This is a genomic window from Phytopseudomonas seleniipraecipitans, from assembly GCF_900102335.1.
Classification (GTDB): domain Bacteria; phylum Pseudomonadota; class Gammaproteobacteria; order Pseudomonadales; family Pseudomonadaceae; genus Aquipseudomonas; species Aquipseudomonas seleniipraecipitans.
Genome location: NZ_FNBM01000001.1, coordinates 448,691 through 473,320, shown reverse-complemented (window position 1 = coordinate 473,320; position 24,630 = coordinate 448,691). Strand labels below are relative to the sequence as shown.

Here is a 24,630-nt window from a genome sequence, read left to right as displayed (position 1 = left end):
AGGAATTCTTCATGAGCATGCTCAAAGACCCATCGAACAAGTACCGCGCCTTTACCCCGATCAACATTCCGGATCGTACCTGGCCGGACAAGATCATCGACCAGGCGCCGATCTGGCTGTCTACTGACCTGCGTGACGGTAACCAGTCGCTGATCGAGCCGATGGATGCCGAGAAGAAGATGCGCTTCTTCAAATGCCTGGTGGATGTGGGCCTGAAGGAAATCGAAGTGGGCTTCCCGTCCGCCTCGCAGACTGACTTCGACTTCGTGCGCGAGCTGATCGAAGGTGGCCACATCCCCGATGACGTCACCATTCAGGTACTGACTCAGGCCCGCGATGACCTTATCGAGCGCACCTTCGAATCGCTCAAGGGCGCCAAGAAAGCCATCGTTCACTACTACAACGCCTGCGCGCCGAGCTTCCGCAAGATCGTCTTCAACCAGGACAAGGCTGGCGTCAAAGCCATTGCCGTTTCCGCCGGTGCGACCATCAAGCGTCTCGCCGATGCCGCGCCGGACACCGCATGGGGCTTCGAGTATTCGCCTGAAGTGTTCAGCTCCACCGAAATCGATTTCGCCGTCGAGGTGTGCAACGCGGTGATCGCGGTGTTCCAGCCGACTCCGGCGAACAAGCTGATCCTCAACCTGCCGGCGACCATCGAAAACGCCACGCCAAACAACTACGCCGATCAGATCGAGTGGTTTGGCCGTCACGTCGACAAGCGCGACAGCGTGCTGATCAGCCTGCACACCCACAACGACCGTGGCACCGGTGTAGCGGCGACCGAGCTGGGCCTGATGGCAGGCGCCGACCGTGTCGAAGGCTGCCTGTTCGGCAATGGCGAGCGCACCGGCAACGTCTGCCTGGTGACCGTGGCGCTGAACCTCTACACCCAGGGCATCGACCCGCTGCTGGACTTCTCCGACATCGACGCCGTGCGCAAGGTGGTCGAAGACTGCAACCAGATTCCGGTGCACCCGCGTCACCCCTACGTCGGTGACTTGGTACACACCGCGTTCTCCGGCTCCCACCAGGACGCCATCCGCAAGGGCTTCGCCCAGCAGAAGGAAGGCCAGGTCTGGGAAGTGCCGTACCTGCCGATCGACCCGGCCGATATCGGCCGCGATTACGAGGCGGTGATCCGCGTCAACAGCCAGTCCGGCAAGGGCGGCATTACCTTCCTGCTCGAGCAGGAGTACGGCATCAACCTGCCGCGCCGCATGCAGATCGAGTTCAGCCAGGTGGTTCAGGGCGAGACCGATCGCCTGGGCCTGGAAATGACCGCTGGGCAGATTCACGGCCTGCTCGAGCGCGAATACCTGCAGGCCAATGCGCCTTACGAATTGAAAGGCCATCGTCTGCAGGAAGAGAACGGCGACAGCAATGTCGAGGTTCAGGTACAAGTTGGCGGCCAGCTGGAAAGCTGGCGCGGCGCCGGTAAAGGCCCGCTGGAAGCGTTAGTGTCGAGCCTGCCGGTATCCGTTGAAATCATGGATTATCAGGAGCACGCCATCGGCGGTGGCGCCAACGCCAAGGCGGCCTCGTACATCGAGATCCGTCTCGACGGCCAGCGCCCGCTGCACGGTATCGGCATCGACGCGAACATCACCACGGCGAGCTTCCGCGCCCTGTTCAGCGCGCTCAACCGCGCGGTGAAACAGGCTGATGGAAAAACCCAGGCAGCCTGACGGCCAAGCTGGAACGGAAAAGGGACGCCTCGGCGTCCCTTTTTATTATCAGCGCGCTAGATCGGCGCCGAGGCGACGCTCGTACACGACTGCAGCGTCCGTGGGAGCCGCGACCCCGCGGCGAGTGGTGGTAGCACCGCCATGTTGCAGCATGGCTACGTTGGTTCGCGCCGGGGGCGACGCTCCTACGCGATTGCAGCGCCCGAGGGAGCCGTGATCCCGCGGCGAATGGAGGTGGCACCGTCTTAGTCACGGCTGGGCCACCTCCGTTCGCGCCAGCCGGCGCTCGATGACTACGGCTACGCCCGTACCGGCTTCACCTGCCGCTGCAGGGTGTTACCGAGGAAGAACGCTGGTGAGCGCCAGCGGGCGATGAACATCAGCACCAGGCCCAACAGCAGAATCACCACGGCGATCACGAACACCAGGCCCAGGCCACCGATGTGCGAGCCGCTGCCGAAGTCCGGCGACATGCTGTCGAAGGTGGTCTGCCAGAAGATGATCGACAGCATCACCGCGCCCACCAGCGGGCACAGCCCGCGCATCAAGAAGTGGCGCACGCTGTCGAACAGGCTGTGGCGGAAATACCAGACGCAGGCGAATGCGGTCAGCGCGTAGTAGAAGCAGATCATCATGCCCAGCGCAGTGATGGTATCGGCCAGCACGTTTTCACTCAGGGTGCGCATGGTCACGTAGAACACCGCAGTGGCGATACCCGCAGCGATGGTCGCGTAACGCGGCGTTTGCGACAACGGATGCACGCTGGCGAAACGCTTCGGCACTGCCCGGTAGTAGCCCATCGCGAGCAACGTGCGCGCCGGCGAAATGAAGGTGGATTGCAGCGATGCCGCCGTACTCGCCAGTACCGCGATGGACATCAAAATCGCCAGCGGCCCCATGACCGGGCCGGCCAGGTGGGCGAAGACGTTTTCCTGGATCTGCGCATTGCCCAGGCCTAGGCCGGTATCGCCGGTACCTGCGAACTGCAGGGTGGCGGCCGCGGTGAAGAGATAGAGGGCGAGGATCAGCAGCACGGTGATGGTCGCCGCGCGCCCCGGCACCTTCTCGCTGCCCACCGATTCCTCACTGACCGTCAGGCACACGTCCCAGCCCCAAAAGATGAAGATCGAAAGCGACAGGCCGGCTGCAAAAGCAGAGAACGAGTCGATGTTGAACGGGTTGAACCACTCGGGATGGAAGACCACCGGAGAGCTGGCTGGCGCGGCGGCAAACGCGGCCAGCGCGAAACCGATCAGCACCACCAGTTGCAGCGCCACGAGGGTGTACTGCACGCCCATGGTCATGCCGATGCCCCGGCAGCACACCCACACCGCCAGGGCGATGAAGGTGCAACAGGTGACGATATTCACCAGCAGGTTCTGGGTCAGCGCTGCCAGCCAATCCAGCCCGGTCAGCTGGGCGAGGAACAGGTAGAAAAAGTCCACCGCAATGCCCGCCAGGTTGGAGAGCACGATGGTCGTGGCGGTGACCAGGCCCCAACCGCCGATCCAGCCGATCATCGGCCCGAAGGCCCGCGCCGACCAGGTGAACGAGGTGCCGCTGTCCGGCTCTGCCGCATTCAGTTCGCGATACCCCAGGGCCACCAGCAGCATCGGCAGAAAGCCGACGATGAACACCGCCGGTAGGTAGACACCGACCTCGCGCACGGTTGGCCCCAGGGCGCCGGTCAGCGTGTAGACCGGCGCGATGGTGGAAATGCCCAGCACCACACAGGCCAGCAGTCCCACTTTGCCCTGCGCCAGGCCTTTGCCGGAAACCACCGGGGTCGCAGCCGCTACGGGGTTTCCCTGAACGGTCGATGTTTCACTCATAAGCCTCTGCCATCGTTGTAATTGTTCGTCAGAGCGCCCCGAACCGCGCGGGGCTCAGGGCGCACTCAGCGTGTTTGCCAGTGAAAGGTGCGACGCATCGCAGAGCGCATGGAGCCGCCGTGATGGTCCATCAGCACGTCCTCTTGCACCGGAGGCAACGCCAGCGATCAATCCCGCTGGCGCTTCTCGGCATAGGCCTGGCAGGCATCGCGAAACGCCTGGAACAGCGCCAGCGACTCCGGGTTCTCGGTGAAGCGCCACTCAGGGTGCCACTGCACACCGATCAGGAAGCCGGGTGCGTCTGGAATCGACACTGCCTCCACCAGACCGTCCGGCGCCTTAGCTTCGATACGCAGGCGCTCGGCCAGGCGGTCGATGCCCTGGCTGTGTAGCGAGTTGACCTCGAACTGCGCCGGTAGCCCGATACGCTCGAACACGCCGCCCGGCTGCACGGTAACTGCGTGCTGCGGCGCGTACTGCTCGGCTACCGAGTCGCGCTGCGGCTCACGGTGGTCGAGATAGCCCGGCAGTTCCTGCACGCGCTGATGCAGGGTGCCACCCAGCGTCACGTTGAGTTCTTGGAAGCCGCGGCAGATGCAGAACACCGGCACACCCTTGTCGATTGCCAGACGCAGCAGCGGCAAGGTGTTGGCGTCGCGGCGCGGGTCGTGCTGGGTGCCTTCCAGGCTAGGCGCGCCCTGATAATGGCGCGGTTCGACATTGGAAGGCGAGCCGGTGAACAGGATGCCGTCCAGTTGCTCGAGCAACTGATGCGGGTCACTCGGCGTGCTGCGCGCCGGCAGCACCAGCGGCAGGCCGGCATAGGCCGCCGCCTCGACGTACTTGTCGCCGACGGTATGCGAATCATATTTACCAAGTTGCTGCCGGCAGGCAGTAACGCCGATCAGAGGCATACGGGACATGTTGACTCTCCGCAATGTGACTTGAAGCCTGTTCACGAACCTGTAGCGGCTCGTGAAGCTCGGGATAGAACGACAAATTGGGCGCTACGTAGGGTGGGCCGGGGCGCGTAGCTAACGCTTCACCTACGCGCCCCGATCCGTTCACCCTTGCAACGGTGGACAAAAAGAGCGTTGTCCACCCTACGAAAGCGCCTCCCACCAACAGGCTAAATCCCCAGGCGATCACGCAGCTGGTAGTACGCGGCGCCCAGAGCGCTGAACGGCACCCGCAGCAACTGCCCACCCGGGAACGGGTAATGCGGCAGGCCGGCGAAGGCGTCAAAACGCTCGGCCTGGCCGCGCAACGCCTCGGCCAGCACCTTGCCGGCAAGGTGCGTGTAAGTCACGCCGTGGCCGCTACAGCCCTGGGAGTAATAGATGTTGTCGCCGATGCGACCCACCTGCGGCAGACGCGACAGGGTCAGCAGGAAGTTGCCCGTCCAGGTGTAATCGATCTTCACGTCCTTGAGCTGCGGGAAGGTCTTGAGCAGCTTGGGGCGGATGACCGCTTCGATGTCTGCAGGATCACGCGCGCCATAGACGACGCCGCCGCCATAGATCAGGCGCTTGTCGGCGCTCAGGCGGTAGTAATCGAGCAGGTAATTGCAGTCTTCCACGCAGTAATCCTGGGGAAGCAGACTGTGCGCCATCTCGTCCGACAGCGGCTCGGTGGTCAGTACCTGCGTGCCGCATGGCATCGACTTGGCAGCCAATTCCGGCATCAGTCCGCCCAGGTAGGCGTTACCCGCCACCACCACGAACTTGGCCTTAACCTGCCCGTTCGGCGTGTGCACCACGGGCTGCGGGCCACGGTCGATACGGGTTGCCGGGCTCTGCTCGTAGATCGCGCCGCCCAGGGAAGCCACCGCTGCGGCTTCACCAAGAGCGAGGTTGAGCGGATGGATATGGCCACCGCTCATGTCCAGCATGCCGCCTATGTAACGGTCAGTGCCAACCACTTCGCGGATGCGTCGTTCGTCCATCAGCTCCAGTTGGGTGTGGCCGTAGCGCTCCCAGAGTTTCTTCTGCGCTTCCAGATGGCCCAGTTGCTTGGGGGTGATGGCAGCGAATACGCCGCCATCTTTCAGGTCGCACTGGATGTTGTACTTGGCGACCCGCTCGCGAATGATGCGCCCACCTTCGAAGGCCATCTCGCCGAGCAGCTGCGCCTGGCGCGCGCCGACCTGCTTTTCGATGACGTCGATATCGCGGCTGTAGCTGTTGACGATCTGCCCACCATTACGACCCGAGGCACCGAAACCGACCTTGGCGGCCTCCAGCACGGTCACCCGAAAACCGTTTTCCAGCAGAAACAGCGCCGTGGACAGGCCGGTATAGCCGGCGCCGATGACGCAGACATCCGTCTCGACCGATTCGCCGAGCGTGGGGTAATCGACCCGCGGGTTGCGCGAGGCGGCGTAGTAACTGTCGACGTGTTGAGTCATGTGCAACTCCCTAACCTGCAATGCGCCAAATCTTCAAGAGCCCGACAGGTCGGGTCTCGACGTACTTTTCGGCCATCAGACCGTATGCAGGTACCAGTTGTATTCGAGGTCGGAAATGGTCGTTTCGAACTCGTGCATTTCCGCTTCCTTACAGGCGACGAAGATGTCGATGTAGGCAGGGCTGATGTACTTGTTCATCACTTCGCTGTCGTCCAGCTGACGCAGCGCATCACGCAGGTTGTTGGGCAGGCTCTGCTCCAGCTGCTCGTAGGAGTTGCCTTCGATCGGCTCGCCCGGCTCCAGCTTGTTGGTCAGGCCGTGGTGAATGCCGGCAAGGATCGACGCCATCATCAGGTACGGGTTGGCGTCGGCGCCGGCCACGCGATGCTCGATACGGATAGCATCGCTGCTGCCGGTCGGCACACGAACGGCGACCGTGCGGTTGTCCAGGCCCCAGCTCGGCGCGTTAGGCACGTAGAACTGCGCGCCGAAACGGCGGTACGAGTTGACGTTCGGGCACAGGAAGGCCATCGACGCGGGCATGGTGTCGAGGATGCCGGCAATGGCATTACGCAACGGCGCATGCTGCTCCGGATCATCCGTGGCGAAAATGTTCTCGCCGGTCTTCTTGTCGAGCAGCGAGATGTGCACATGCAGACCGTTGCCCGCCTGGCCCGGATAGGGCTTGGCCATGAAGGTCGAGTCCATTTCATGGTCGTAGGCGATGTTCTTGATCAGGCGCTTGAGCAGCACGGCATAGTCGCAGGCCTTGATGGCGTCTTCGACGTGGTGCAGGTTGACCTCGAACTGCGCCGGGGCGCTTTCCTTGACGATGGCGTCGGCCGGCAGGTCCTGCTCCTTGGCGGCTTCGAGCATGTCCTGCAGGCAGTCGACGTATTCGTCGAGGTCATCGATCAGGTAGACCTGCGTGGAAATTGGCCGCTTGCCGGAGATTGGCGAACGCGGTGGCTGCGGACGACCGTTCACGTTCTCCTGGTCGATCAGGTAGAACTCCAGCTCGAAGGCCGCGCAGATGGTCAGGCCCAGCTCGTCAAACTTCTCCACCACCTGGCGCAGCACTTCACGCGGGTCGGCGAAGAACGGCTTGCCGTCCAGCTCGTGCATGGTCATCAGCAACTGCGCGGTTGGGCGCTTCTGCCAGGGCTCTTTGCACAGGGTGTCGGGGATCGGGTAGCAGATGCGGTCGGAGTCGCCGATGTCCAGGCCCAGGCCAGTGCTTTCCACGGTCGAGCCGTTGATGTCCAGGGCGAACAGCGAGGCCGGCAGGTTGATGCCTTTTTCATACACCTTGTGCAGGCTGGCACGCTCGACGCGCTTGCCGCGCACGATGCCGTTCATGTCGGTGATCAGCAGGTCGACGTACTGGATCTCCGGATGATCCTTGAGAAAGGTGTTCGCCTCGTTGAGCTGGACGACACGGGGGGTTACCGAAGTCATGGAAAAACATTCCTTTTAGTTCGGCGCGCCCGCGGAAGACATCTCACGAGCCTGGCGCCTCATTATTCTGGGTATCCGCAAGGCGGATTTGATTCAAGGCAACGCCCTGAGTATAAGTGGGCGCATACGCAACCGATACTGGCATTCAGACAATTCATGATTGCATCGATGCACTATCAGATCAGCCATGCCGACCTCGCCCTGGTGCTCGCTCTGGTCCGCGGGCGCTCCCTGGCAAGAGCTGCCGAACAGCTGCATGTGGACGTCTCCACGGTGTTCCGCGCGATCCGCAAGCTGGAGGCCAGCCTCGGCGTCGCGTTGTTTGAAAAGAGCCGTCGAGGCTACATGCCGACTCAGAGCGCTCAGGCCCTGGCCGAACAGGCGGAACGCGCCGAGCAGGCGCTGGATGCCGCGCGCATTGCCATGCAGCATGGCGAGAAGGTGCTTAGCGGAACGGTACGCCTGACCTGCACCGACGCGGTATTACAAAATTTGCTGCTGCCCAGCCTGGCCGATCTGATGCCCCGTTACCCGGCACTGTCGCTGGAACTGGCGACTACCAATACCTTCGCCAACCTCAGCCGCCGTGACGCCGACATCGCCCTGCGCCTGTCCAACGCCCCGCCCGAGTATCTGGTTGGCCGCCAGCTCGGGCACACCGCCTATTACATCTATGGGCGCCCCGAGCACCGTGAACTGTTCCTGCAGGCGCCCACATCAGCGCCCTGGATCGCGCCGGACGATTCGATGCCCGACCACATCACCGTGGCATGGCGGCACCAGGTCTACCCCAGCCTGGTGCCGCGCTACCGCTGCAGCAGCATGTCGGCGGTGGCCACACTGGTGCAGGCGGGCCTCGGCATCGCCGCCCTGCCCGACTTCATGGCCCACAGCCTGGACGGCGTGGAACGCCTCAGCGAAGCGCTGGTCGATTGCGACACCGACCTGTGGCTGCTGACCCGCCCGGACTGCCTGGCCCTGCGCTCGGTACAGACACTGTTCGATCAACTCACCCCGTTGCTGCGTGATCGCCTCAACAGCCGATAGCCAGTTGATCGTTCCCACGCTCCGCGTGGTAACGCGGCCTTGGGCGCTCCGCGCCCTGATCCGCAGCGTGTGGCCTGCCGGAAACCGGACGCAGAGCGCCCTGAAAAGGCGGTGCCACGCGGAGCGTGAGGAACGATCTGAAGCGCGTCTCTGGCCCCGCCGACGCAAAGCTTGAGGAAGTATCGGTGGAGGATCGGGACAGAGCGCAGCAGGATTGTGCAATCGGTCGTCGCCCACTCTGCACTACGCTTAACATCCCCAGCGGCCGCCAGTGCCGCCTTGCACACGACAGGAATTGCCCATGACCACTATTCTCGGCTACGCCGCCAAGGACTCCAGCAAACCTCTCGCGCCCTATCGCTTCGAGCGCCGCGCCGTCGGTGCCCATGACGTACAGATCGACATCCTTTATTGCGGCGTCTGCCACTCCGACCTGCACACCGCGCGCAACGAATGGAAGAACACCCTCTATCCGTCGGTACCGGGCCACGAGATCGTCGGCAAGGTCACCGCAGTAGGCAGTGACGTGACCGGCTTCAAGGTCGGAGACCTGGCCGGCGTCGGCTGCATGGTCGACAGCTGCCAGAGCTGCCCTTCCTGCTCCGAGGGGCTGGAGCAGTACTGCGAGAACGGCTTCACCGGCACCTACAACGGCCCGGTATTCGGTGGCGAGAACACCTTTGGTGGCTACTCCGACAACATCGTCGTCGACCAGAAATTCGTCCTGCGCATCAGCCACACCGACAACCTGGCCGCCGTCGCGCCGCTGCTGTGCGCCGGCATCACTACCTACTCGCCGCTGCGCCAGTGGAATGTGCAGCCCGGCGACAAGGTAGGCATTGTCGGCCTCGGTGGCCTAGGCCACATGGCCGTGAAGATCGCCGCCGCCATGGGCGCTCACGTGGTGCTGTTCACCACCTCGCCGAACAAGCGCGAAGACGCCCTGCGCCTCGGCGCTGCCGAAGTGGTGGTATCGAAGAACGCCGACGAGATGGCCGCCCACGCAAACAGCTTCGACTTCATCCTCAACACCGTTGCTGCGCCGCATAGCCTGGACGCCTTCCTTGGACTGCTCAAGCGCGACGCCACCATGACCCTGGTCGGTGCACCGGACTCCCCGCACCCGTCGCCGGAAGTATTCGGGCTGATTTTCAAGCGCCGCCGCCTGGCCGGCTCGTTGATCGGCGGCATCGCCGAGACCCAGGAGATGCTGGATTTCTGCGCCGAGCACGGCATCGTTTCGGACATCGAGATGATCGATATCCAGAACATCAACGAAGCCTACGAGCGCATGCTCAAGAGTGACGTGAAGTACCGCTTCGTGATCGACATGGCCTCCCTGGCCAAGGACGAACACGCCGCATAACGCTCGTCAACCGTAACAAGCCACCGGCCCGGTTTCGCCCTCGCGAACCGGGCCGGTGTCGTTTTGCCTGCGGCAACGGACTTGCCAGTCGAACCTCGTTGGCGCTCAGGCGGTCACAGCCTGACGCCCCATCCATTCGAGGAGCACACGATGTCCAAACGCACTCTGGGTCAATCCAGCCTGCAGGTTTCGCCCATCGCCTTCGGCGGCAACGTATTCGGCTGGACACTGGATGAAGCGCAATCCTTCACCATGCTCGACGCCATCGTCGACAGTGGCCTGGACTTCATCGACACCGCCGACATGTACTCGGCATGGGCACCCGGTCACCAGGGTGGCGAGTCGGAAGCCATCATCGGTAAGTGGCTCAAGCGCAGCGGAAAGCGCGAGCGCATCGTGCTGGCAACTAAAGTCGGCATGGAAATGGGCAACGGCGACAAAGGCCTCAAGGCGGCCTACATTCAGAAAGCGGTGGAAGACTCGCTCAAGCGCTTGCAGACCGACTATATCGACCTCTATCAGGCTCACCAGGACGACGCCGATACGCCATTGGAAGAAACGTTGGGCGCCTTCTCCCGCCTGATCGATCAGGGCAAGGTGCGGGTAATCGGCGCTTCCAACTACAGCGGCGAGCGTCTGCGGGAAGCTCATCAGGTGGCGCAGCGCCTCGGCGTGCCGCACTACCAGAGCCTGCAGCCACACTACAATTTGCATGAGCGCAAAACCTATGAGGAAGACTTGGAGCCGGTGGTGCAGGAACTCGGCATCGGCGTGATCAGCTACTTCTCGCTGGCCAGCGGCTTTCTCACCGGCAAGTACCGTACCCGCGACGACATCACCGGCGCCCGCGCCAGGATGGTCGAGCGCTATATGGACGAACGCGGGGTAACTATCCTCTCGGCGCTCGACGAGGTCGCCGCCGCCCGTGACGCAACACCGGCCCAGGTCGCCCTGGCCTGGCTGATCGCCCGCCCGAGCATCACCGCGCCCATCGCCAGTGCCACGTCGAGCCGGCAGCTAGCTGATCTGGTTGCCGCCACCCGCCTGCACTTGAGCGACGACGAAGTGACCATGCTCAACCAGGCCAGCGCGTACTAGGCAAAGCAATAAGGTAAAAGCGACCGTCGTCGTAGGATGGCGTGAGCGAAGCGATACCCATCAAGAGGCTACTTGCAAAGCCTGATGGGTATCGTTGCTTCGCACCTCAACCTACGCGGCCCGCCCCATCCTGCAAATGTCCGGTTTGGAAGGCTAAAGCGGATCGCCGCCCGGCCCACCCAAACGTTGTAGAGCGAGCGACGCTTCATCCGTCCACCGCTCAATCATGATCGCCCGCCATCCCGGGTGCTCGCTGCCGCTGCCCTCGCTCAGCGAAACTCAAACGGATCGGCATCCTGATAAGCAGGAAAACGCTCGCGATAGGCAGCCAATGCGGCACCATCCAGGCGCTGATGGAACACGCCGGGCTTGTCGTGTGCATCGAGCAGGCTATCGCCCTGGAAATCCAGCACCTGGGAGTCGCCGCTGTAGGGGTGACTCTTGCCGTCCACACCGATGCGGTTCACCGCTGCCACGTAGCAGAGGTTTTCGATCGCCCGCGCCGGTAGCAAGCGGTTCCAGTGCAGGCGTCGCGCCCCGGGCCAGTTGGCGGTGTAGAGCAGCAGGTCGGTGCCCTGGGGATCACGGCTCCAGACCGGGAAACGCAGGTCGTAGCAGATCAGTGGTCGCACTCGCCAGCCCTTGACCTCGAACACCTCCTGCCGCTCACCGGGGGCATAGTGCTCATGCTCCCCGGCCATGCGGAACAGGTGGCGCTTGTCGTAATGTGCCAGCGAACCATCGGGTCGCGCCCATAGCAGGCGGTTGCGATAGCTGCCATCGGCGGCCTGAATGATCAGGCTGCCGGTGATCACCGCGCCGATGCGCTGTGCCTGCTCGCTGAGCCAGCGGCTGGTGGGGCCGTCTTCCGGCTCGGCCAGCTCGGCCGACTGCATGGAGAACCCGGTGCTGAACATTTCCGGCAGGATCACAAGATCGGCGCCCGCGGCCTGCTGCAGTTGGGTGTCGAAGTGCGCGCGATTGGCCTCGGGGTCATGCCAGGCCAGGTCGCTCTGGATCAGCGCCAGTTGAAGATCGGTTGTTTCGCTCATTGATGCCTCTCTTTCTGGATGCGAATCCGTGCGACGTGATTAAAGCTGCGCTGCCCAGCTGTAGGAGCTGCGACCCCGCAGCGATTACCGATCACACTCACGATTCTGCGTGATGACCACCATCATCGCGCCGGGGGCGGCGTTCCTACAGTTCGTCTTCCCCGCGGCGCACTTATACCTGCCGTAGCTTTTCCGCGGCCTGGCGCAAGGTGTCTTCGCGTTTGGCAAAGCAGAAACGCAGCAGGCGTTGACTCGGATCTGGCTGCTTGCACAGCACCGACACGGGAATCGCCGCCACGCCGTGCTCGCGGGTCAGCCACTGGGCCATCGCCACGTCGTCCAGGTCCGGGCGGATCGCCGAGTAATCGGCCAGTTGGAAATAGGTCCCCGGCGTGCGTCTGAAACTGAAGCGTGACGCCGCAAGCAGGTCACAGAACAGGTCGCGCTTGGCCTGATAGAAGGCAGGCAGCTCGTCCACATGCTCAGGGCAGGCAGCCATGAAATCTGCCAGCGCACACTGCAGCGGCGTGACCCCACAGAAGCTCACGTACTGGTGCACCTTGCGCAGCTCGGCGCTCAGCGCAGGCGGCGCCACCACGTAACCCGTCTTCCAGCCAGTCACGTGATAGGTCTTGCCAAACGAGCTGACCACAAAGGCCCGCGCGTAGAGCTCGTCATGCCCCAGCACGCTGGCGTGCTCACGACCGTCGAACACCAGGTGCTCGTAGACTTCGTCGCTAAGCAGATAAATGTCGCGGTCGCGGATCAGCGTCGCCAGGCGATCCAGCTCGGCACGGCTGATCAGCGCACCACTGGGGTTGTGCGGGGTATTGAGGATGATCAGTCGGGTGCTTGGGCTCAGTGCCGCTTCCAGCAGCTGCCAGTCGATGGCGAAGTCGCCGCTGGCAAGTGGCACGTGAACGCAACGGCCGCCAGCCAGGGTGACGGCAGGATCGTAACTGTCGTAGCACGGGTCGAAGACGATCACTTCGTCACCAGGATGAATCAACGCCTGGATCGCGCAGAAAACAGCCTGGGTGGCGCCCGGCGTCACGGTGACCTCGCTGTCCGCATTGACGGCCCGGCCATAGAGTCGTTCGACCTTGACGGCGATCTGCTCGCGCAGTGCCGGCAGCCCGGTCATCGGCGCGTACTGGTTGTGCCCCGCCGCCACGTGCCGCGACAGTGCTTCGCGCAGCGCCTCGGGGCCATCGTAATCAGGAAAGCCCTGGGACAGATTGATGGCGCCGGTCTGGGCAGCGAGCTGGGACATGGTGGTGAAGATCGTGGTGCCGACAGAGGGCAACTTGCTGGCGAACATCGACGCGTCCTGAGCTAGGGGGCAGACGCCGAGGATAGCCGATGGCGTGAAGCGTGCGCACCCACCAGGTTCCGGTAATAATCACGGCCTACCTGATGAGAAGACCATGAACGTCGAAGACCTGCGCCTATTCGTTACCACCCTGGACACCGGCAGTTTCACTGCCGCCGCGGATGCGTTAGGGGTGACCAAGCAGTACGTCAGCCGCCGCGTTGCCGCGCTTGAGGCATTACTCGGCGTGCGCTTGCTCAACCGTACTACCCGCCGTCTGCAGGCCACTGAGCTGGGCGTGTTGTTGCACGACAAGGCCACGGTAATTCTGGCTGACCTACGCGATGCCCAGGAGCTGGTGTCTGCCCAGGGTGCGTCACTGCGCGGCACCTTGCGAGTCAGCGCGCCGATGACCTTCGCCACCCTGCACCTGAGCCACCTGTTGCCCCTGTTCATGCAGCAGCACCCGCACATCAACCTGGAAATCGACCTCAACGACCGCGCCGTCGACCTGCTCGCGGACGGCTACGACATGTCGATACGCATCGGCACCCTGGAAGATTCGAGCCTGATCGCCAAACGGCTGACCGACATGCAGACCATTCTGTGCGCCAGCCCCGGCTATCTCGATAAACACGGCACACCGGCAAACCTTGACGAGCTGCAGCATCATGCCTGTCTGCTTTATGGTCATAGCCGGCACGTCGAGTGGCGACTGCGCGAGCACGGCAAGAACAAAAACCTCAGCGTTCGCGGCCAGATGCGCGCCAACAACGGCGAGCTGATCCGCGATGCCGCCATCGCCGGCATGGGGATCGCTTACCTGCCAACCTTTATCATCGGCCAGGCGCTGGAAAGCGGCGCGCTGCTGCCGGTACTCGATCAACATTGGCCGGCGCCCGCAGCGGTGTACGCCGTGTATCCCCAACATCGGCAGTCGGCGCGAGCGGTGCAGGTGTTCTCGGATTTCATCAAGGAACACGTCCAGCACATGACCGGATAACCGACGAAATCTGTCAACCCAAAGGCGACAATCAATCCATTTTCAGCTGGTTAATCAATCCATAGATAGTCAGTAGACTCTCCCCATGCCGCCGATAAAGGCAGCGACTTTCGACAGGAGAATCATCATGCTGGCTATCCGTAAATCAACCGATCGTGGCCACGCCAACCATGGCTGGCTCAACTCCTTCCACACCTTCTCTTTCGCCAGTTACAACAACCCGAAAGAGCGCGGCTTCTCCGACCTGCTGGTGATCAACGACGACACCGTGAGTGCCGGCCAGGGCTTCGGCGAGCACCCACACCGCAACATGGAAATTTTCTCCTATGTGCTGCAAGGCGCGCTGGAGCACAAGGACAGCCTGGGTACCGGCTCGGTGATTCGCCCCGGCGACGTGCAGCTGATGAGCGCAGGCACCGGTGTGTCGCACAGCGAGTTCAACCACTCGCGCAGCGAATCGGTGCACTTCCTGCAGATCTGGATCGTGCCCAGCGAGCGTCAGGCCGAGCCGCGCTACCAGCAGGAGCACTTCAGCGAGGCGCAAAAACGCGGCCGCCTGCAGTTGATCATCTCGCCGGACGGCGCTGAGGGCTCGCTGACCGTACGTCAGAACGCTCGTGTATATGCCGGGTTGTTCGACGGCGCCGAGCAGGCCCACCTGCAACTCGACGAGAACCGCTATGCCTACGTCCACGTGGCCAGCGGGAGCGTCGAACTGAACGGCGAGAAGCTGCAGGCCGGTGACGGTGTGCGCTTGCGCGATGTGCGCGACATCCGCCTGAGCAACGGCGAGCAGGCCGAAGTGCTGGTGTTCGACCTGCGGCCCAATGAGCTGCCGTCGCTTTCCTGATAGGGAAGTCGGTAGCCCAGCGTTGAACACAGCGATACCCGGGAAGAGATGTCCCAGGTATCGCTGCTCGCTTTTCATAGCCTGTCGCTGAGCGAAGCGATGCACGGGGAGCGGTGGTCGGCCTTGCTGGTTTGGGCAGAGCGGATAGCGCTTCCTGGGTTTCACTTCGCTCTACGCCAGGCTACCACCGCATATCGATGCCCTTATCCCTAGGCGCCCCTATACGCCTGCCTTAGAATGAGCCTCCGCCGTTCGCCGGCCATCTGCTCAGTCGAAAATCCCATGCGTTGGTTGCTCGTCTTCACCCTCTTTTCGCTGGCCTTGGCTGGCCAAGCCGCCACCGCGCCCGCCTCTGCTGTAGCCACCGTCGACAAGATTCTGGTGGAGAAAGCCCAACGCCGCTTGCTTCTGATCAGTGACGGTAAAACCGTCAAGTCGTACCGCATCTCCCTGGGCAAACAGCCGGTCGGCGCCAAGCAGCGTGAAGGCGACCTGCGCACGCCGGAAGGCTTCTACTGGATCGACTGGCGCCGCAAGAGCGAGAAGTACAACCTGTCCATGCACATCTCCTACCCCAACGCCCGTGACCAGGCACAGGCCAAGGCAGCAGGCGTGAAGCCGGGCAGCATGATCATGATCCACGGCACGCCGCTGGACGACGAATACCCCGAGTGGTTCTTCCACACCCTGGACTGGACCGAAGGCTGTATCGCCATGAAGAATGCCGACATGCGCGAGTTCTGGGCGCTGGTGAAAGACGGCACGCTGATCGAGATCCGTCCCTGAGGCGATCTACCAGCGAATGCTTCGCGTCACCTCGTTACTGCCCGGAGCCAGCCATTGCGCACTGACCAGCACCGGTTGCAGTGCCGCGCCAGGCTCGACTCGCCCCGTCAGGCGGGCTTGCCGGGCGAGCAGATCAGCCGCCAGGTCGGCCTGATGCTGACCAGCCAGGCTCAACTGCCCAGCCAACTTCCAGCCGGCGCGGCAATCGAGCGTCACACGCGCTTGTCCCAGGTCCAGCTGCCAGGGCGCCAGCAGCGCTAGACCCTCTCCCTGTAAATTCCCGTTGGCTGACAGGCAGCGTGTTCCCCTGCCTTGCAACTCGATGCTGCCCTGCCACTGCCCTGCCAAGCGGTAACCGGTCGCGAACGTATGTGGATCGCTGGCCGGTTGCAGCGAGGCATGCCAGGCCCAGGGCCAGCCGGACACCTGCAGTTGCCAGCGCTGCCCCTGATATCCAGCACTCGCCTGCGCGCTGAGCCGCCAGGGTTGCCAATTCCAGCGCAACGGGCCGAGATCGCCCAGGCGCTCGACTTGCCCCTGCCAGATGCTGCCGCTGATACCGGCCAGCGGGACGGGCAACGGCGCCAACAGCCAGCGGGCGGGCAACTCGACCAGCAGCGTCATGACGAAGACCAGTAACGCCCAAAGCCAACGAAGCCGCGTCATCGTTGCAACGCCAGTTCGAAGTGCAACGCCGACTCGCCACGCTGCAGGCCCCAGCGCAGCGGCCGTGCGCCTTCTCGTTCCAGTTGCAGAAGCCAATCTTGCAGCACGCGCTCATCTTTCAGCTGGCCGCGCACCAGCCACTCTTCGCTGCCGGGCTCCAGGGTTTCGATGCTGATTTCCCGGGCCTTGGCGGCCTGCTGCAGGTCATCGGCGGTCAACGTCCTCTCGGCACGCAGCGCCAGGGCCGACTGCGCCAGCGTCTGCCACTGGCCGAACGCCTGCCAGTGCTGCCGGCCTTCACGCCAGGTCAGCAGCGCCAGCAACACGGCGACGATCACGACCGCCAGCAACCGCATACCGCGGCGCTCAAGATTTAGATTCATGATGCTGCTCCCAGGTCGAAGGTCAGATTGAGCTCGTCGTTTGCCTCGCTCACCTGCACCGCTACGCCTATGGCGCTGGCCATCGCCTGCCAGGGTGACTCGTCGATGACCTCATACCCTTGCAGGCGCAGCGTCCAACGCTGACCGTCGAAGTGAGCAGCGCTCAATTGCCAGCTACCGTTGGCGCGCAGCCAGCCATCGAGCTCGCTCTGCAGGTGCTCCAGTTGCCGCAAGCGAAGCTGTCGTTCATCTGCCCCCTGGCGTTGCTGCTTCAACCGTTGCGCCGCTTCACGGAAGGAAGCGACTGGCCCGACCATTTCTTCCACCTGCGTTTGATAGATGCCCTGCTGCCGCCACTGCTGGCTGGTCCACAGGCCAACCCAGAGCAAGGCCAGGGCCAGACAGGCGGCAGGCAGGCGCCATAGACCAGGGCTCATCTGCCGGGCCTGGCGCTTAGCGCGGCGGCGCTCGAACAGAGTAGGCAGGCCATCCAGCGCGGCGAAGCGCTCAGGCCAAGCCCCCTCGAACGCCTGTATCTCGAGCTCGCGCCAAATACCGGCAGGTGCTGCCGCCTGAAGCTCGATGGGCCAAGCCAGCCAGTGCTGACGTGCCTCGGCGCTGCTACCCACGAACAGGCTCAAGCGCGCGTCCCGCTGCCAGCACCACGCTGTGCCTGGGGACGGCGCCGGCAACAACTGGAACTCCGGCCAGCAGCGCTGCACATCGAGCTGCCACGCCGCACACTGGTCCAGCCAGCCATCCAGCAGCGCCTGGTCGACGCAGACCAGTTGCATGCACCCGGGCTCTCGGCCCAGGCAACCACAGGCCATCGTCTGAGCAATCTGCAGCAGGCGATCCTCAAGCAACAACGGCCACTCGTGACGCTTGAGCCCAGGCGGCGCGGGCACCTGAAAATGGCTGCACAGCTCACCTGGCAGCACCAGCGCCACCCGCGCGCCAGCTATCGGGGGCGGCGCGCCAGAACCAGAGGCCTGCACGTGCCCCAGCTCAATCCGCGCCCACTGCCAGGCCTCGCCATGGGTACCTGGGCGCATCAACAGCCAGGGACGTGCCGCACGGCGGCGCCAGCGTTCACGCTTCATGAGCGGCCCCAGGGCAAGGCGAACGTACAAACATAGGGTGCTCCATCACGCTGAAAAGTCAGGCGCACGCCCCTGTCCGGGCGCAACCTGTCCGTCGATGGCCAGGTCAGCCAGCGGCTGTCCTGGCGAAAGGTAAAATTCACCGATTCCACCTGATCCAACTGCTCGCGCAGTGTCCAGACCGGTGCGGCTGCGGCATACAGATCGCTGCTCGTATGCAGCAGCAGACGCTGGCTGCGGCGATCGTAAGCGATGCGCTGACGCTGCAGGCGTGCGCCACCTTCAGCGCTTGGCCAGGCGCCCAGCGCCACCCACTGTAGTTGCAGTTCATCCGGCTTCCAGTCCAGCCAGTTCAAGGCGAGCGGTAACCGCTGCTCATGCAACTGACGCAGCACGGTGGTATCGAAACGACGCTCCAGTGCCAGACAGAAATCCAGTACCGGCATGCCTGGTGAGCCCTGTGACAAGCGCTCGCGAACGTTGATCCAGCCATTGACCAGGGCAGCCAGCAGCACACCGAGCAAGGCGGTGAGCGCCAAGGCGACCAGCAGCTCCACCAGGGTCAGGCCACGCTGCCTGCTCATCACGGGCGCACCAGAAACAGCTGATACAAACCCAGCGACTCACGGCGATCACCATCAGCGAACAGGCTCAGTTCGGCACGCCGCAGATCCCGTACACCGGTGCCCTGCATTTGCAGTTGCCAGTGGCAGTTCCCGTGGCCCTGGACGAGAACCCCGGTGAGGCTGTTCTGCGCAGGCCATAGCTGCTCGACCGCGAAACGTGCCTCCAGCTCACGAGCACACAACGCCCCCAGTTGATGCTGCTGGACGCTCTGCTGCACGGCCAGGCGCTGGCGCAGGACCTGGCTGGTCATGACCGCCAGCGTGGCGGCGATACCCAGGGCGACCGTCACTTCAAGCAGGGTGAAACCCCGTTGGCGCTTCATGGCAGGGACGTCCGCTGCAAGCGACCGGCGCTGTCCCACTGCCACTGTTCACCGCCCTCCGGCGATTGCCAGCGCAGCGCCTGCGGACGACCGACACCGTTTGGCGTAAAGACCAGACGCGGCTCACCAGCAGCCGGCCAGTCAGGTCTCAGCGCCGCCGGCCACTCGCCCAGCGCTACCGGCTCGACCTGCCAGCGCAGTTGATCGTTCTCCCGCACCTGGCGCACGAACTCCGGGCGCTGGCCGTTCCAGCGCAGGCCATGAATCTGCCCAGCGTGCAGCGCCACTCCCGCCTGGGCGCGGCTGGCGGCGGCAAGGCGTTCCAGCGCCTGCTGCGCCGGCGCCTGGCCGCTGTCGAGCCAGGCCACGCTGAGGCTGGTCAGCAGGCCGGCGATGAACAGCACGACCAGCAACTCCAGCAGGCTGAACCCGCGCTGCGCAGGCGTAGGATGGATGACGCGCTTTTCATCCACCATGGCGGCAGTGGAACGGTGGACGGGTGAAGCGTCGTCCACCCTACGTTGGTTGACTACCATCGCGTTCTGGCAAAGGGTCATAAGCCGCAGCTCAAAGATTCCAGTTGCCCAGGTCGCCATCGATGCCTTCGCCGCCATCGACACCATCGGCGCCCAACGAATAGATATCGACCCGGCCATGCTCTCCCGGGCTGCGGTACTGGTAAGCATTGCCCCAGGGATCCTGCGGCAGGCGACGGATGTAACCGTCGGCGCGCCAGGAGCGCGGCAGCGGTTCGACGGTGGGCTTGGTCACCAATGCCGCAAGCCCCTGCTCGTTGCTGGGGAAGCGCAGGTTGTCGAGGCGGTACATGTCCAGGGCCTGCTCGAAGGTCGACAGGTCGGCCATCACCTTCTGCTTCATGGCCTTGTCCTGGCTGCCCAGTACGCTGGGCGCGACCACGGCTATCAGCAGCCCCATGATGAAGATCACCACCATGATTTCCATCAAGGTGAAGCCCCGTTGAGTGAAACGATTGCTGCGCATGATGGCTCTCCTCATCACAGTGTCAGGCCCTGATTGAGCTGCATGATTGGCAGCAGCACGGCCATTACGATGAACAGCACCACGCCGCCCATCACCAGAATCATCAGGGGTTCGAATAGCGCCATGGCGGTGTCCACCTGGCGGGCGAAGCCACGCTCCTGGTTGTCCGCCACGCGTTCGAGCATGTCCGGCAAAGTGCCGCTGGCTTCGCCACTGGCGACCATGTTCAGCAGCAACGGAGGAAAATGGCCGCTGGCCTCTAGGGCGCGGTGCAGGCTGACGCCGCCCTTCACCTCGCTGCCGACCCGCTCCAGCGCCAGGCGGATACGCCGGTTGTTGACCGTTGCAGTCGCCACCTGCAGAGCTTCGAGCAGCGGCACACCACTGCCGGCGAGGATCGCCAGGCTGCGCGATAGCCGCGCGCTCTCCAGCACCTGCAACAGCACGCCGACCTGCGGCAGGCGCAGCAACAGATCGTCGCGGCGCAGGCACCAGTGCGGTTTGCGCAGCAGCAGCCTGGCGAGCAACGCCGCCAGCAGTGCCGCCCCCAGCAGCCAGGGGCCGAGCAGCACCAGGGTGTTGCTGATGCCGATCAGCAAGGTGGTGATCCATGGCAGACTCTGTCCGGCATGGGCGAACTGCTCGGTGAGCTTGGGCACCACGAAGGTCATCAGGCCGATCACCACGGCCAGGGAGACCCCCATCAATACCGCCGGATAGATCAGCGCGGTGCGCGCCTTGTGCTGCTGGCGCTGCACCTGTTCGAGGTGCTCGGCCAGGCGTTCGAGCACCTGGGCCAGGCGCCCGGAACGTTCACCGGCCTCGACCAGCGCGCAATACAGGGTCGAGAAAACCCCGCCCTGACGTGCCAGGCTACGAGCCAGGCCAACGCCCTCGGCGAGGGAGCCGCGCACCGCCACCAGCAGGCTGCGCAGCGCTGGCTGGACCAGCTGCCGCTCTAGAGTGCCCAGCGCATCGACCAGCGGAATGCCTGCGCCAGTGAGGGTCGCCAGTTGCCGGGTCAGCTCGCATAGCTGTGCGCGGCTGACCCGCTGACGACGTGGCTGCCGGCTTTGCGGATCGTGACGGTGCAGTTCACGGGCGAACAGACCACTCTCGCGTAATAGCTGCCGGGCGTGGCGCTCGCTGTCCGCCTGCAGACTGGCCTTGTGCGGTTTGCCGGCCAGGTCGACGGCGTGATAGCGATAGGTCGGCATACTCAGCCCTGCACCGCGCGCAGCACTTCGGCGAGGCTGGTGTCGCCGCGTGCCAGGCAGTCGCAGGCCATGGCCGACAGGCTCTGCCGTCGATCCTCGAGGTAGACGTGCATGCTTACCTCGCTGGCGCCGCTGTACAGCAGCGCGATCAGCCCGGCATCCAGCTCGATGAATTCGTAGAGCCCCAGGCGGCCCTGATAACCGCTACCCTGGCACTGCTCGCAACCGACTGGATGAAAGCTGTGTTCGAGGTCGGCCAGCTCCGGCAGCAACTGCCGTTCGGCGTCCTGCAAGGGTCGACGCTCGGCACAGCTGCACAGGCGGCGCACCAGGCGCTGGGCGAGCACGCCACGCAGGCAGGAGGCGATCAGGAAGGGCTCGATACCCATGTCGCGCAGCCGCGTCACGGCGCCCACTGCACTGTTGGTATGCAGGGTCGACAACACCAGATGCCCGGTGAGACTGGCCTGCACGGCAATCTGCGCGGTCTCCCGATCACGGATTTCGCCGAGCATTATCACGTCCGGATCCTGGCGCAGGATCGCTCGCAGGCCAGTGGCGAAGGTCAGCCCGGCACGCGGGTTGATGGCGGTCTGGCCGATACCGGTGATGGCGTATTCCACCGGGTCTTCGACGGTGAGGATATTGCGGCTGCCGTCATTCAGGCTGTTGAGGCTGGCGTACAGGGTGGTGGTCTTGCCCGAGCCGGTTGGCCCGGTGCTCAGCACGATGCCGTTGGGGCGGCCCAGACAGGCACGCAGGCCCTGCTCCACCGCAGGCGGCATGCCCAGATTGGTCAGCGCCAGCAGGCTGGCCTGCTTGTCCAGCACGCGCATCACCACCCGCTCGCCGTGAATGCCCGGCAGCGTGGAAACCCGCACGTCGACTTCGCGACCAGCAGCACGCAGGGTGATACGTCCATCCTGGGGCTGACGCTTTTCGGCGATGTCCAGCCGCGCCATAACCTTGATCCGCGACACCAGCATGGCCGACAACGCCCGTGGCGGGCGCAGGACTTCGCGCAGATGGCCGTCGATGCGCAGGCGCACCACCAGGCTCTGCTCGAAGGTTTCGATATGGATATCCGAGGCCTGCAACCGCAGCGCCTGGGCGAACAGGCCGTTGATCAGGCGGATGACCGGCGCCTCGTCATCGCTCTCGAGCAGGTCCTCGATGCGCGGCATGTCGTTCATCAGGCTGTCGAGATCGACCTGCTCGCCGATGCCCTCGATCAGCGCCGCATTCGCCCCCTCGCCAGCCTGATACAGCAGGCCCAGGCGCTGCTCGAACTCGGCCCGTGGCAAGCGACACACCGATCCGGGCGCGCCTTCGACACGCAGCAACTCCTGCAGTTGATCGCTATCGGCGTCATCGCACAGCCACAGGCTCCAGCCGTCATCAGCCGGCACCCAAGCCACGCCGGTCTGACGAGCCAGGCGATAGGGCAACAGGCTCATTACCAGACGCCCTCGTCGAGGCGCGCGCGGCTGGCCGGAAAGAGCTGCTGCAGCCTGGCGTCGCCGTCCAATGCGGGTAGTTTGAGCGCCGTTTCGCGTTGCAGGTTCTGGTATTTGTCGGCACTGAAACTGGCAATGCTCGGCCCGTCACGCAGAATGCGCGGACGAATGAACACCATCAGATTCTGCTTCACGCCGCTCTTGCCCGTGGAGCGAAACAGCCGGCCAAGCCCGGGAATGTCGCCTAGCAACGGCACCTTCTGATCCCTGCTGCTGACTTCATCGCTGATCAGCCCGCCGAGAATGATCAGGCCGTTGTCCTCGACCATCACCTTGGTCTTGATCTCGCGCTTGTTGGTGATCACGTCGCTGGCCGAGGCGAAGTCGGCGATCGACGAAACTTCCTGGACGATATCCAGGCGCACGCTGTTGTCGATATTGATCTGCGGCTTGATGCGCAGCTTCACACCGACTTCGCGGCGCTCGATGGTCTGGTACGGGTTGCTGTTGTTCTGGGTCACCGAGCCGGTGACGAAGGGCACTTCCTGGCCGACCAGAATCGACGCCTCGGCGTTGTCCAGGGTCAGCAGGGTCGGTGTGGACAGCAGGTTGAAGCCACTCTTGCTCTTCAGCGCGTTGAGCAGCACGGCGAAATTGAACCCGCCACCAAAATGGCCGATGCCGGCGGTCGCGCCGCTGACACCCGAAAGCAGCTCACCAAGGGCCGCGTTGTCACCACTGGCCGCGGCACCGGCGATACCCGCGATGTTCGCGCCGCCCGCACTGAAGTTGACCACCCCGGCGCCAAGTTTCTCGTCGGCGAACAACCATTGCACGCCCAGCTCCTCGGCACGGGAGTCGGAGACCTCGGCGATGATCGCCTCGACCACCACCTGGGCGCGGCGGATGTCCAGTTGCTCGACGATGGAGCGGTAGGCCGCCAGCTCGCTGTCCGGGCCGACCATCACCACCGCGTTGGTGCCCTCCTCGTACTCCAGGCGCACGCCCGAATCACTGATCGGCAAGCGCGCAGCCTGGGCGCCCTCCGCCCCCTCGCCGGGTGCCTGTGGCGCCTCCTGGCTGAGCCCGCGTAGCACCTTGACCACCTCGGCGGCGTTGGCATGGCGCAGGTAGATCACCTGGGTGTTGGAGCTGCGCAGCTCGCCACCGGGGCGGTCCAGCTGCGTCAGCAGGGCGCGCACCCGCTCACGGCTGTCGGCGCTGCCGCGTACCAGCAGGGCGTTGCTGCGCGGGTCGGCGATTACCTGGGCGCTGTCACCGCCCTTCTCGCTGGCCAGCAGGCGAGTGATCAGCACGCTGGTGTCGGCGGCGCTGGCGTGCTGCAGGGGCATCACCTGCAGCGGCTCGTCACTGACCTGATCAAGCTCGGCGAGCAGGCGGTCGATACGCGCCAGGTTGCTGCGCCAGTCGGTGATGACCAGCAGGTTGGCGGCCGGATACGGGGTGATGACGCCCACCCGCGGGTCGATCAGCGGCTTGAGAATGCCGAGCAACTGTTCGCTGGCCGCATTGCGCACGCTGAACACCCGGGTGGCGATACCGTCGCCGCCGGCCTGCTGCCCGCCACTGGGGTCCACGGGCACTGGCTCCAGGCGCGCCGCCTGATCAGGGAGAATCTTCACGCTGCCGTTGGGCAGGTTGACCGCGGCAAATCCCTGGGCACGCAACTGGGCGAGAAATATGTCGTAGATCGCTTCGCTGTCATGGCGCTCGACCGTGCGCACGGTGACCTTGCCCTTGACCCGCGGGTCGACGATGAAGGTGGTGCCGGTGATCTGCGACACGCTGTCGATGAACTCGCTGAGCTCGGTGTCGACGAAATTCACCTCGTACAGCGGCGACTCGGCGACCGGCAGATCCAACACGTCATCGGCCAGAATCTGGGTAGCGCCCAGGGCCAGCAGAGCGGCCAGGCAGTAGCGAACGATCATCT

Annotated in this window: 23 protein-coding genes; 7 read left to right on the top strand and 16 right to left on the bottom strand. The window is 64.0% G+C overall.

What is annotated here, in order from left to right; all coding sequences use genetic code 11:
- The first annotated feature begins 11 nt into the window (after window positions 1-11).
- Entirely contained in the window at window positions 12-1,688 is a 1,677-nt protein-coding gene (gene leuA, locus BLS60_RS02235; RefSeq protein ID WP_092364154.1) for a 2-isopropylmalate synthase, read from the top strand.
- A 299-nt stretch (window positions 1,689-1,987) separates the two neighbouring features.
- Here leuA and BLS60_RS02230 read toward each other — a convergent pair whose 3' ends face one another.
- The 4 genes from BLS60_RS02230 to BLS60_RS02215 form a co-directional block, all read right to left on the bottom strand.
- Entirely contained in the window at window positions 1,988-3,520 is a 1,533-nt protein-coding gene (locus BLS60_RS02230) for an APC family permease (protein WP_092364151.1), read from the bottom strand.
- A 167-nt stretch (window positions 3,521-3,687) separates the two neighbouring features.
- Window positions 3,688-4,443 (bottom strand): gamma-glutamyl-gamma-aminobutyrate hydrolase family protein, encoded by a 756-nt coding sequence (locus BLS60_RS02225; RefSeq protein WP_070883793.1) that lies wholly within the window; start codon window positions 4,441-4,443, stop codon window positions 3,688-3,690.
- Window positions 4,444-4,649: 206 nt separating this feature from the next.
- Entirely contained in the window at window positions 4,650-5,927 is a 1,278-nt protein-coding gene (locus tag BLS60_RS02220; protein WP_092364148.1) for an NAD(P)/FAD-dependent oxidoreductase, read from the bottom strand.
- A 75-nt stretch (window positions 5,928-6,002) separates the two neighbouring features.
- Window positions 6,003-7,385 carry a glutamine synthetase family protein gene (locus BLS60_RS02215; RefSeq protein ID WP_070883795.1) on the bottom strand — a complete coding sequence of 461 codons (1,383 nt, stop codon included), beginning with the start codon at window positions 7,383-7,385 and terminating at the stop codon, window positions 6,003-6,005.
- A gap of 168 nt (window positions 7,386-7,553) precedes the next feature.
- Here BLS60_RS02215 and BLS60_RS02210 point away from each other — a divergent pair, with 168 nt between their 5' ends.
- The 3 genes from BLS60_RS02210 to BLS60_RS02200 all read left to right on the top strand — a co-directional run bounded on the left by BLS60_RS02210 (window position 7,554) and on the right by BLS60_RS02200 (window position 10,896).
- Window positions 7,554-8,432 (top strand): LysR family transcriptional regulator, encoded by an 879-nt coding sequence (locus BLS60_RS02210; protein WP_070883796.1) that lies wholly within the window; start codon window positions 7,554-7,556, stop codon window positions 8,430-8,432.
- A gap of 301 nt (window positions 8,433-8,733) precedes the next feature.
- On the top strand, window positions 8,734-9,798 hold the full coding sequence (locus tag BLS60_RS02205; protein ID WP_092364145.1) for an NAD(P)-dependent alcohol dehydrogenase: 1,065 nt from the start codon (window positions 8,734-8,736) through the stop codon (window positions 9,796-9,798).
- Between the two features lie 150 nt (window positions 9,799-9,948).
- A complete protein-coding gene (locus BLS60_RS02200; RefSeq protein ID WP_092364142.1) occupies window positions 9,949-10,896 on the top strand; it encodes an aldo/keto reductase in 948 nt (315 codons plus the stop codon).
- Between the two features lie 269 nt (window positions 10,897-11,165).
- On the opposite strand, the gene BLS60_RS02195 is transcribed toward BLS60_RS02200, so the two are convergent.
- Together BLS60_RS02195 and BLS60_RS02190 are read right to left on the bottom strand one after the other, a co-directional pair.
- On the bottom strand, window positions 11,166-11,948 hold the full coding sequence (locus BLS60_RS02195; protein ID WP_092364139.1) for an amidohydrolase: 783 nt from the start codon (window positions 11,946-11,948) through the stop codon (window positions 11,166-11,168).
- Window positions 11,949-12,120: 172 nt separating this feature from the next.
- Complete coding sequence (locus BLS60_RS02190; protein WP_092364136.1) at window positions 12,121-13,269, bottom strand: pyridoxal phosphate-dependent aminotransferase; 1,149 nt, start codon at window positions 13,267-13,269, stop codon at window positions 12,121-12,123.
- A gap of 106 nt (window positions 13,270-13,375) precedes the next feature.
- Between BLS60_RS02190 and BLS60_RS02185 the strand changes: the two genes are divergently transcribed.
- From BLS60_RS02185 to BLS60_RS02175, 3 genes are all read left to right on the top strand, one after another.
- On the top strand, window positions 13,376-14,263 hold the full coding sequence (locus BLS60_RS02185; RefSeq protein ID WP_092364133.1) for a LysR family transcriptional regulator: 888 nt from the start codon (window positions 13,376-13,378) through the stop codon (window positions 14,261-14,263).
- Between the two features lie 127 nt (window positions 14,264-14,390).
- Entirely contained in the window at window positions 14,391-15,113 is a 723-nt protein-coding gene (locus tag BLS60_RS02180) for a pirin family protein (protein ID WP_070883801.1), read from the top strand.
- A 282-nt stretch (window positions 15,114-15,395) separates the two neighbouring features.
- Window positions 15,396-15,899 carry a L,D-transpeptidase family protein gene (locus BLS60_RS02175; protein ID WP_092364130.1) on the top strand — a complete coding sequence of 168 codons (504 nt, stop codon included), beginning with the start codon at window positions 15,396-15,398 and terminating at the stop codon, window positions 15,897-15,899.
- Between the two features lie 6 nt (window positions 15,900-15,905).
- On the opposite strand, the gene BLS60_RS02170 is transcribed toward BLS60_RS02175, so the two are convergent.
- The 10 genes from BLS60_RS02170 to gspD all read right to left on the bottom strand — a co-directional run bounded on the left by BLS60_RS02170 (window position 15,906) and on the right by gspD (window position 24,610).
- Window positions 15,906-16,565: a general secretion pathway protein GspN gene (locus BLS60_RS02170; RefSeq protein WP_092364127.1), complete on the bottom strand. Its 660-nt coding sequence runs from the start codon at window positions 16,563-16,565 to the stop codon at window positions 15,906-15,908.
- The gene (gspM, locus tag BLS60_RS02165) at window positions 16,562-16,948 is read right to left on the bottom strand and encodes a type II secretion system protein GspM (protein WP_092364124.1); all 387 of its coding nucleotides are present in this window, start codon (window positions 16,946-16,948) and stop codon (window positions 16,562-16,564) included. Before gspM ends, BLS60_RS02170 begins: the two co-directional genes overlap by 4 nt.
- Window positions 16,945-18,051, bottom strand: a complete 1,107-nt coding sequence (locus BLS60_RS02160) for a GspL/Epsl periplasmic domain-containing protein (RefSeq protein ID WP_092365277.1) — start codon at window positions 18,049-18,051, stop codon at window positions 16,945-16,947. The genes gspM and BLS60_RS02160 overlap by 4 nt, the downstream gene beginning before the upstream one ends.
- Window positions 18,048-18,638, bottom strand: coding sequence for a prepilin-type N-terminal cleavage/methylation domain-containing protein (locus BLS60_RS02155; RefSeq protein ID WP_092364121.1), 591 nt, complete (start codon window positions 18,636-18,638; stop codon window positions 18,048-18,050). Before BLS60_RS02155 ends, BLS60_RS02160 begins: the two co-directional genes overlap by 4 nt.
- Complete coding sequence (locus tag BLS60_RS02150; protein WP_092364118.1) at window positions 18,635-19,000, bottom strand: type II secretion system protein; 366 nt, start codon at window positions 18,998-19,000, stop codon at window positions 18,635-18,637. The genes BLS60_RS02155 and BLS60_RS02150 overlap by 4 nt, the downstream gene beginning before the upstream one ends.
- On the bottom strand, window positions 18,997-19,476 hold the full coding sequence (gene gspH / locus BLS60_RS02145) for a type II secretion system minor pseudopilin GspH (RefSeq protein ID WP_092364115.1): 480 nt from the start codon (window positions 19,474-19,476) through the stop codon (window positions 18,997-18,999). Before gspH ends, BLS60_RS02150 begins: the two co-directional genes overlap by 4 nt.
- Window positions 19,477-19,567: 91 nt before the next feature.
- Window positions 19,568-20,002: a type II secretion system major pseudopilin GspG gene (gene gspG / locus BLS60_RS02140; protein WP_092364112.1), complete on the bottom strand. Its 435-nt coding sequence runs from the start codon at window positions 20,000-20,002 to the stop codon at window positions 19,568-19,570.
- Window positions 20,003-20,016: 14 nt separating this feature from the next.
- On the bottom strand, window positions 20,017-21,219 hold the full coding sequence (gspF, locus tag BLS60_RS02135) for a type II secretion system inner membrane protein GspF (protein ID WP_092364109.1): 1,203 nt from the start codon (window positions 21,217-21,219) through the stop codon (window positions 20,017-20,019).
- A 2-nt stretch (window positions 21,220-21,221) separates the two neighbouring features.
- Window positions 21,222-22,670 carry a GspE/PulE family protein gene (locus BLS60_RS02130; RefSeq protein ID WP_092365274.1) on the bottom strand — a complete coding sequence of 483 codons (1,449 nt, stop codon included), beginning with the start codon at window positions 22,668-22,670 and terminating at the stop codon, window positions 21,222-21,224.
- Window positions 22,671-22,675: 5 nt separating this feature from the next.
- Window positions 22,676-24,610, bottom strand: a complete 1,935-nt coding sequence (gspD, locus tag BLS60_RS02125) for a type II secretion system secretin GspD (RefSeq protein WP_420848418.1) — start codon at window positions 24,608-24,610, stop codon at window positions 22,676-22,678.
- Window positions 24,611-24,630 lie beyond the last annotated feature (20 nt).

Coding starts and splice junctions, on each gene's coding strand:
- leuA (WP_092364154.1), top strand. CDS start 12: ATGAGCATGCTCAAAGACCCATCGAACAAGTACCGCGCCTTTACCCCG.
- BLS60_RS02230 (WP_092364151.1), bottom strand. CDS start 3,520: ATGAGTGAAACATCGACCGTTCAGGGAAACCCCGTAGCGGCTGCGACC.
- BLS60_RS02225 (WP_070883793.1), bottom strand. CDS start 4,443: ATGTCCCGTATGCCTCTGATCGGCGTTACTGCCTGCCGGCAGCAACTT.
- BLS60_RS02220 (WP_092364148.1), bottom strand. CDS start 5,927: ATGACTCAACACGTCGACAGTTACTACGCCGCCTCGCGCAACCCGCGG.
- BLS60_RS02215 (WP_070883795.1), bottom strand. CDS start 7,385: ATGACTTCGGTAACCCCCCGTGTCGTCCAGCTCAACGAGGCGAACACC.
- BLS60_RS02210 (WP_070883796.1), top strand. CDS start 7,554: ATGCACTATCAGATCAGCCATGCCGACCTCGCCCTGGTGCTCGCTCTG.
- BLS60_RS02205 (WP_092364145.1), top strand. CDS start 8,734: ATGACCACTATTCTCGGCTACGCCGCCAAGGACTCCAGCAAACCTCTC.
- BLS60_RS02200 (WP_092364142.1), top strand. CDS start 9,949: ATGTCCAAACGCACTCTGGGTCAATCCAGCCTGCAGGTTTCGCCCATC.
- BLS60_RS02195 (WP_092364139.1), bottom strand. CDS start 11,948: ATGAGCGAAACAACCGATCTTCAACTGGCGCTGATCCAGAGCGACCTG.
- BLS60_RS02190 (WP_092364136.1), bottom strand. CDS start 13,269: ATGTTCGCCAGCAAGTTGCCCTCTGTCGGCACCACGATCTTCACCACC.
- BLS60_RS02185 (WP_092364133.1), top strand. CDS start 13,376: ATGAACGTCGAAGACCTGCGCCTATTCGTTACCACCCTGGACACCGGC.
- BLS60_RS02180 (WP_070883801.1), top strand. CDS start 14,391: ATGCTGGCTATCCGTAAATCAACCGATCGTGGCCACGCCAACCATGGC.
- BLS60_RS02175 (WP_092364130.1), top strand. CDS start 15,396: ATGCGTTGGTTGCTCGTCTTCACCCTCTTTTCGCTGGCCTTGGCTGGC.
- BLS60_RS02170 (WP_092364127.1), bottom strand. CDS start 16,565: ATGACGCGGCTTCGTTGGCTTTGGGCGTTACTGGTCTTCGTCATGACG.
- gspM (WP_092364124.1), bottom strand. CDS start 16,948: ATGAATCTAAATCTTGAGCGCCGCGGTATGCGGTTGCTGGCGGTCGTG.
- BLS60_RS02160 (WP_092365277.1), bottom strand. CDS start 18,051: ATGAAGCGTGAACGCTGGCGCCGCCGTGCGGCACGTCCCTGGCTGTTG.
- BLS60_RS02150 (WP_092364118.1), bottom strand. CDS start 19,000: ATGAAGCGCCAACGGGGTTTCACCCTGCTTGAAGTGACGGTCGCCCTG.
- gspH (WP_092364115.1), bottom strand. CDS start 19,476: ATGGTGGATGAAAAGCGCGTCATCCATCCTACGCCTGCGCAGCGCGGG.
- gspG (WP_092364112.1), bottom strand. CDS start 20,002: ATGCGCAGCAATCGTTTCACTCAACGGGGCTTCACCTTGATGGAAATC.
- gspF (WP_092364109.1), bottom strand. CDS start 21,219: ATGCCGACCTATCGCTATCACGCCGTCGACCTGGCCGGCAAACCGCAC.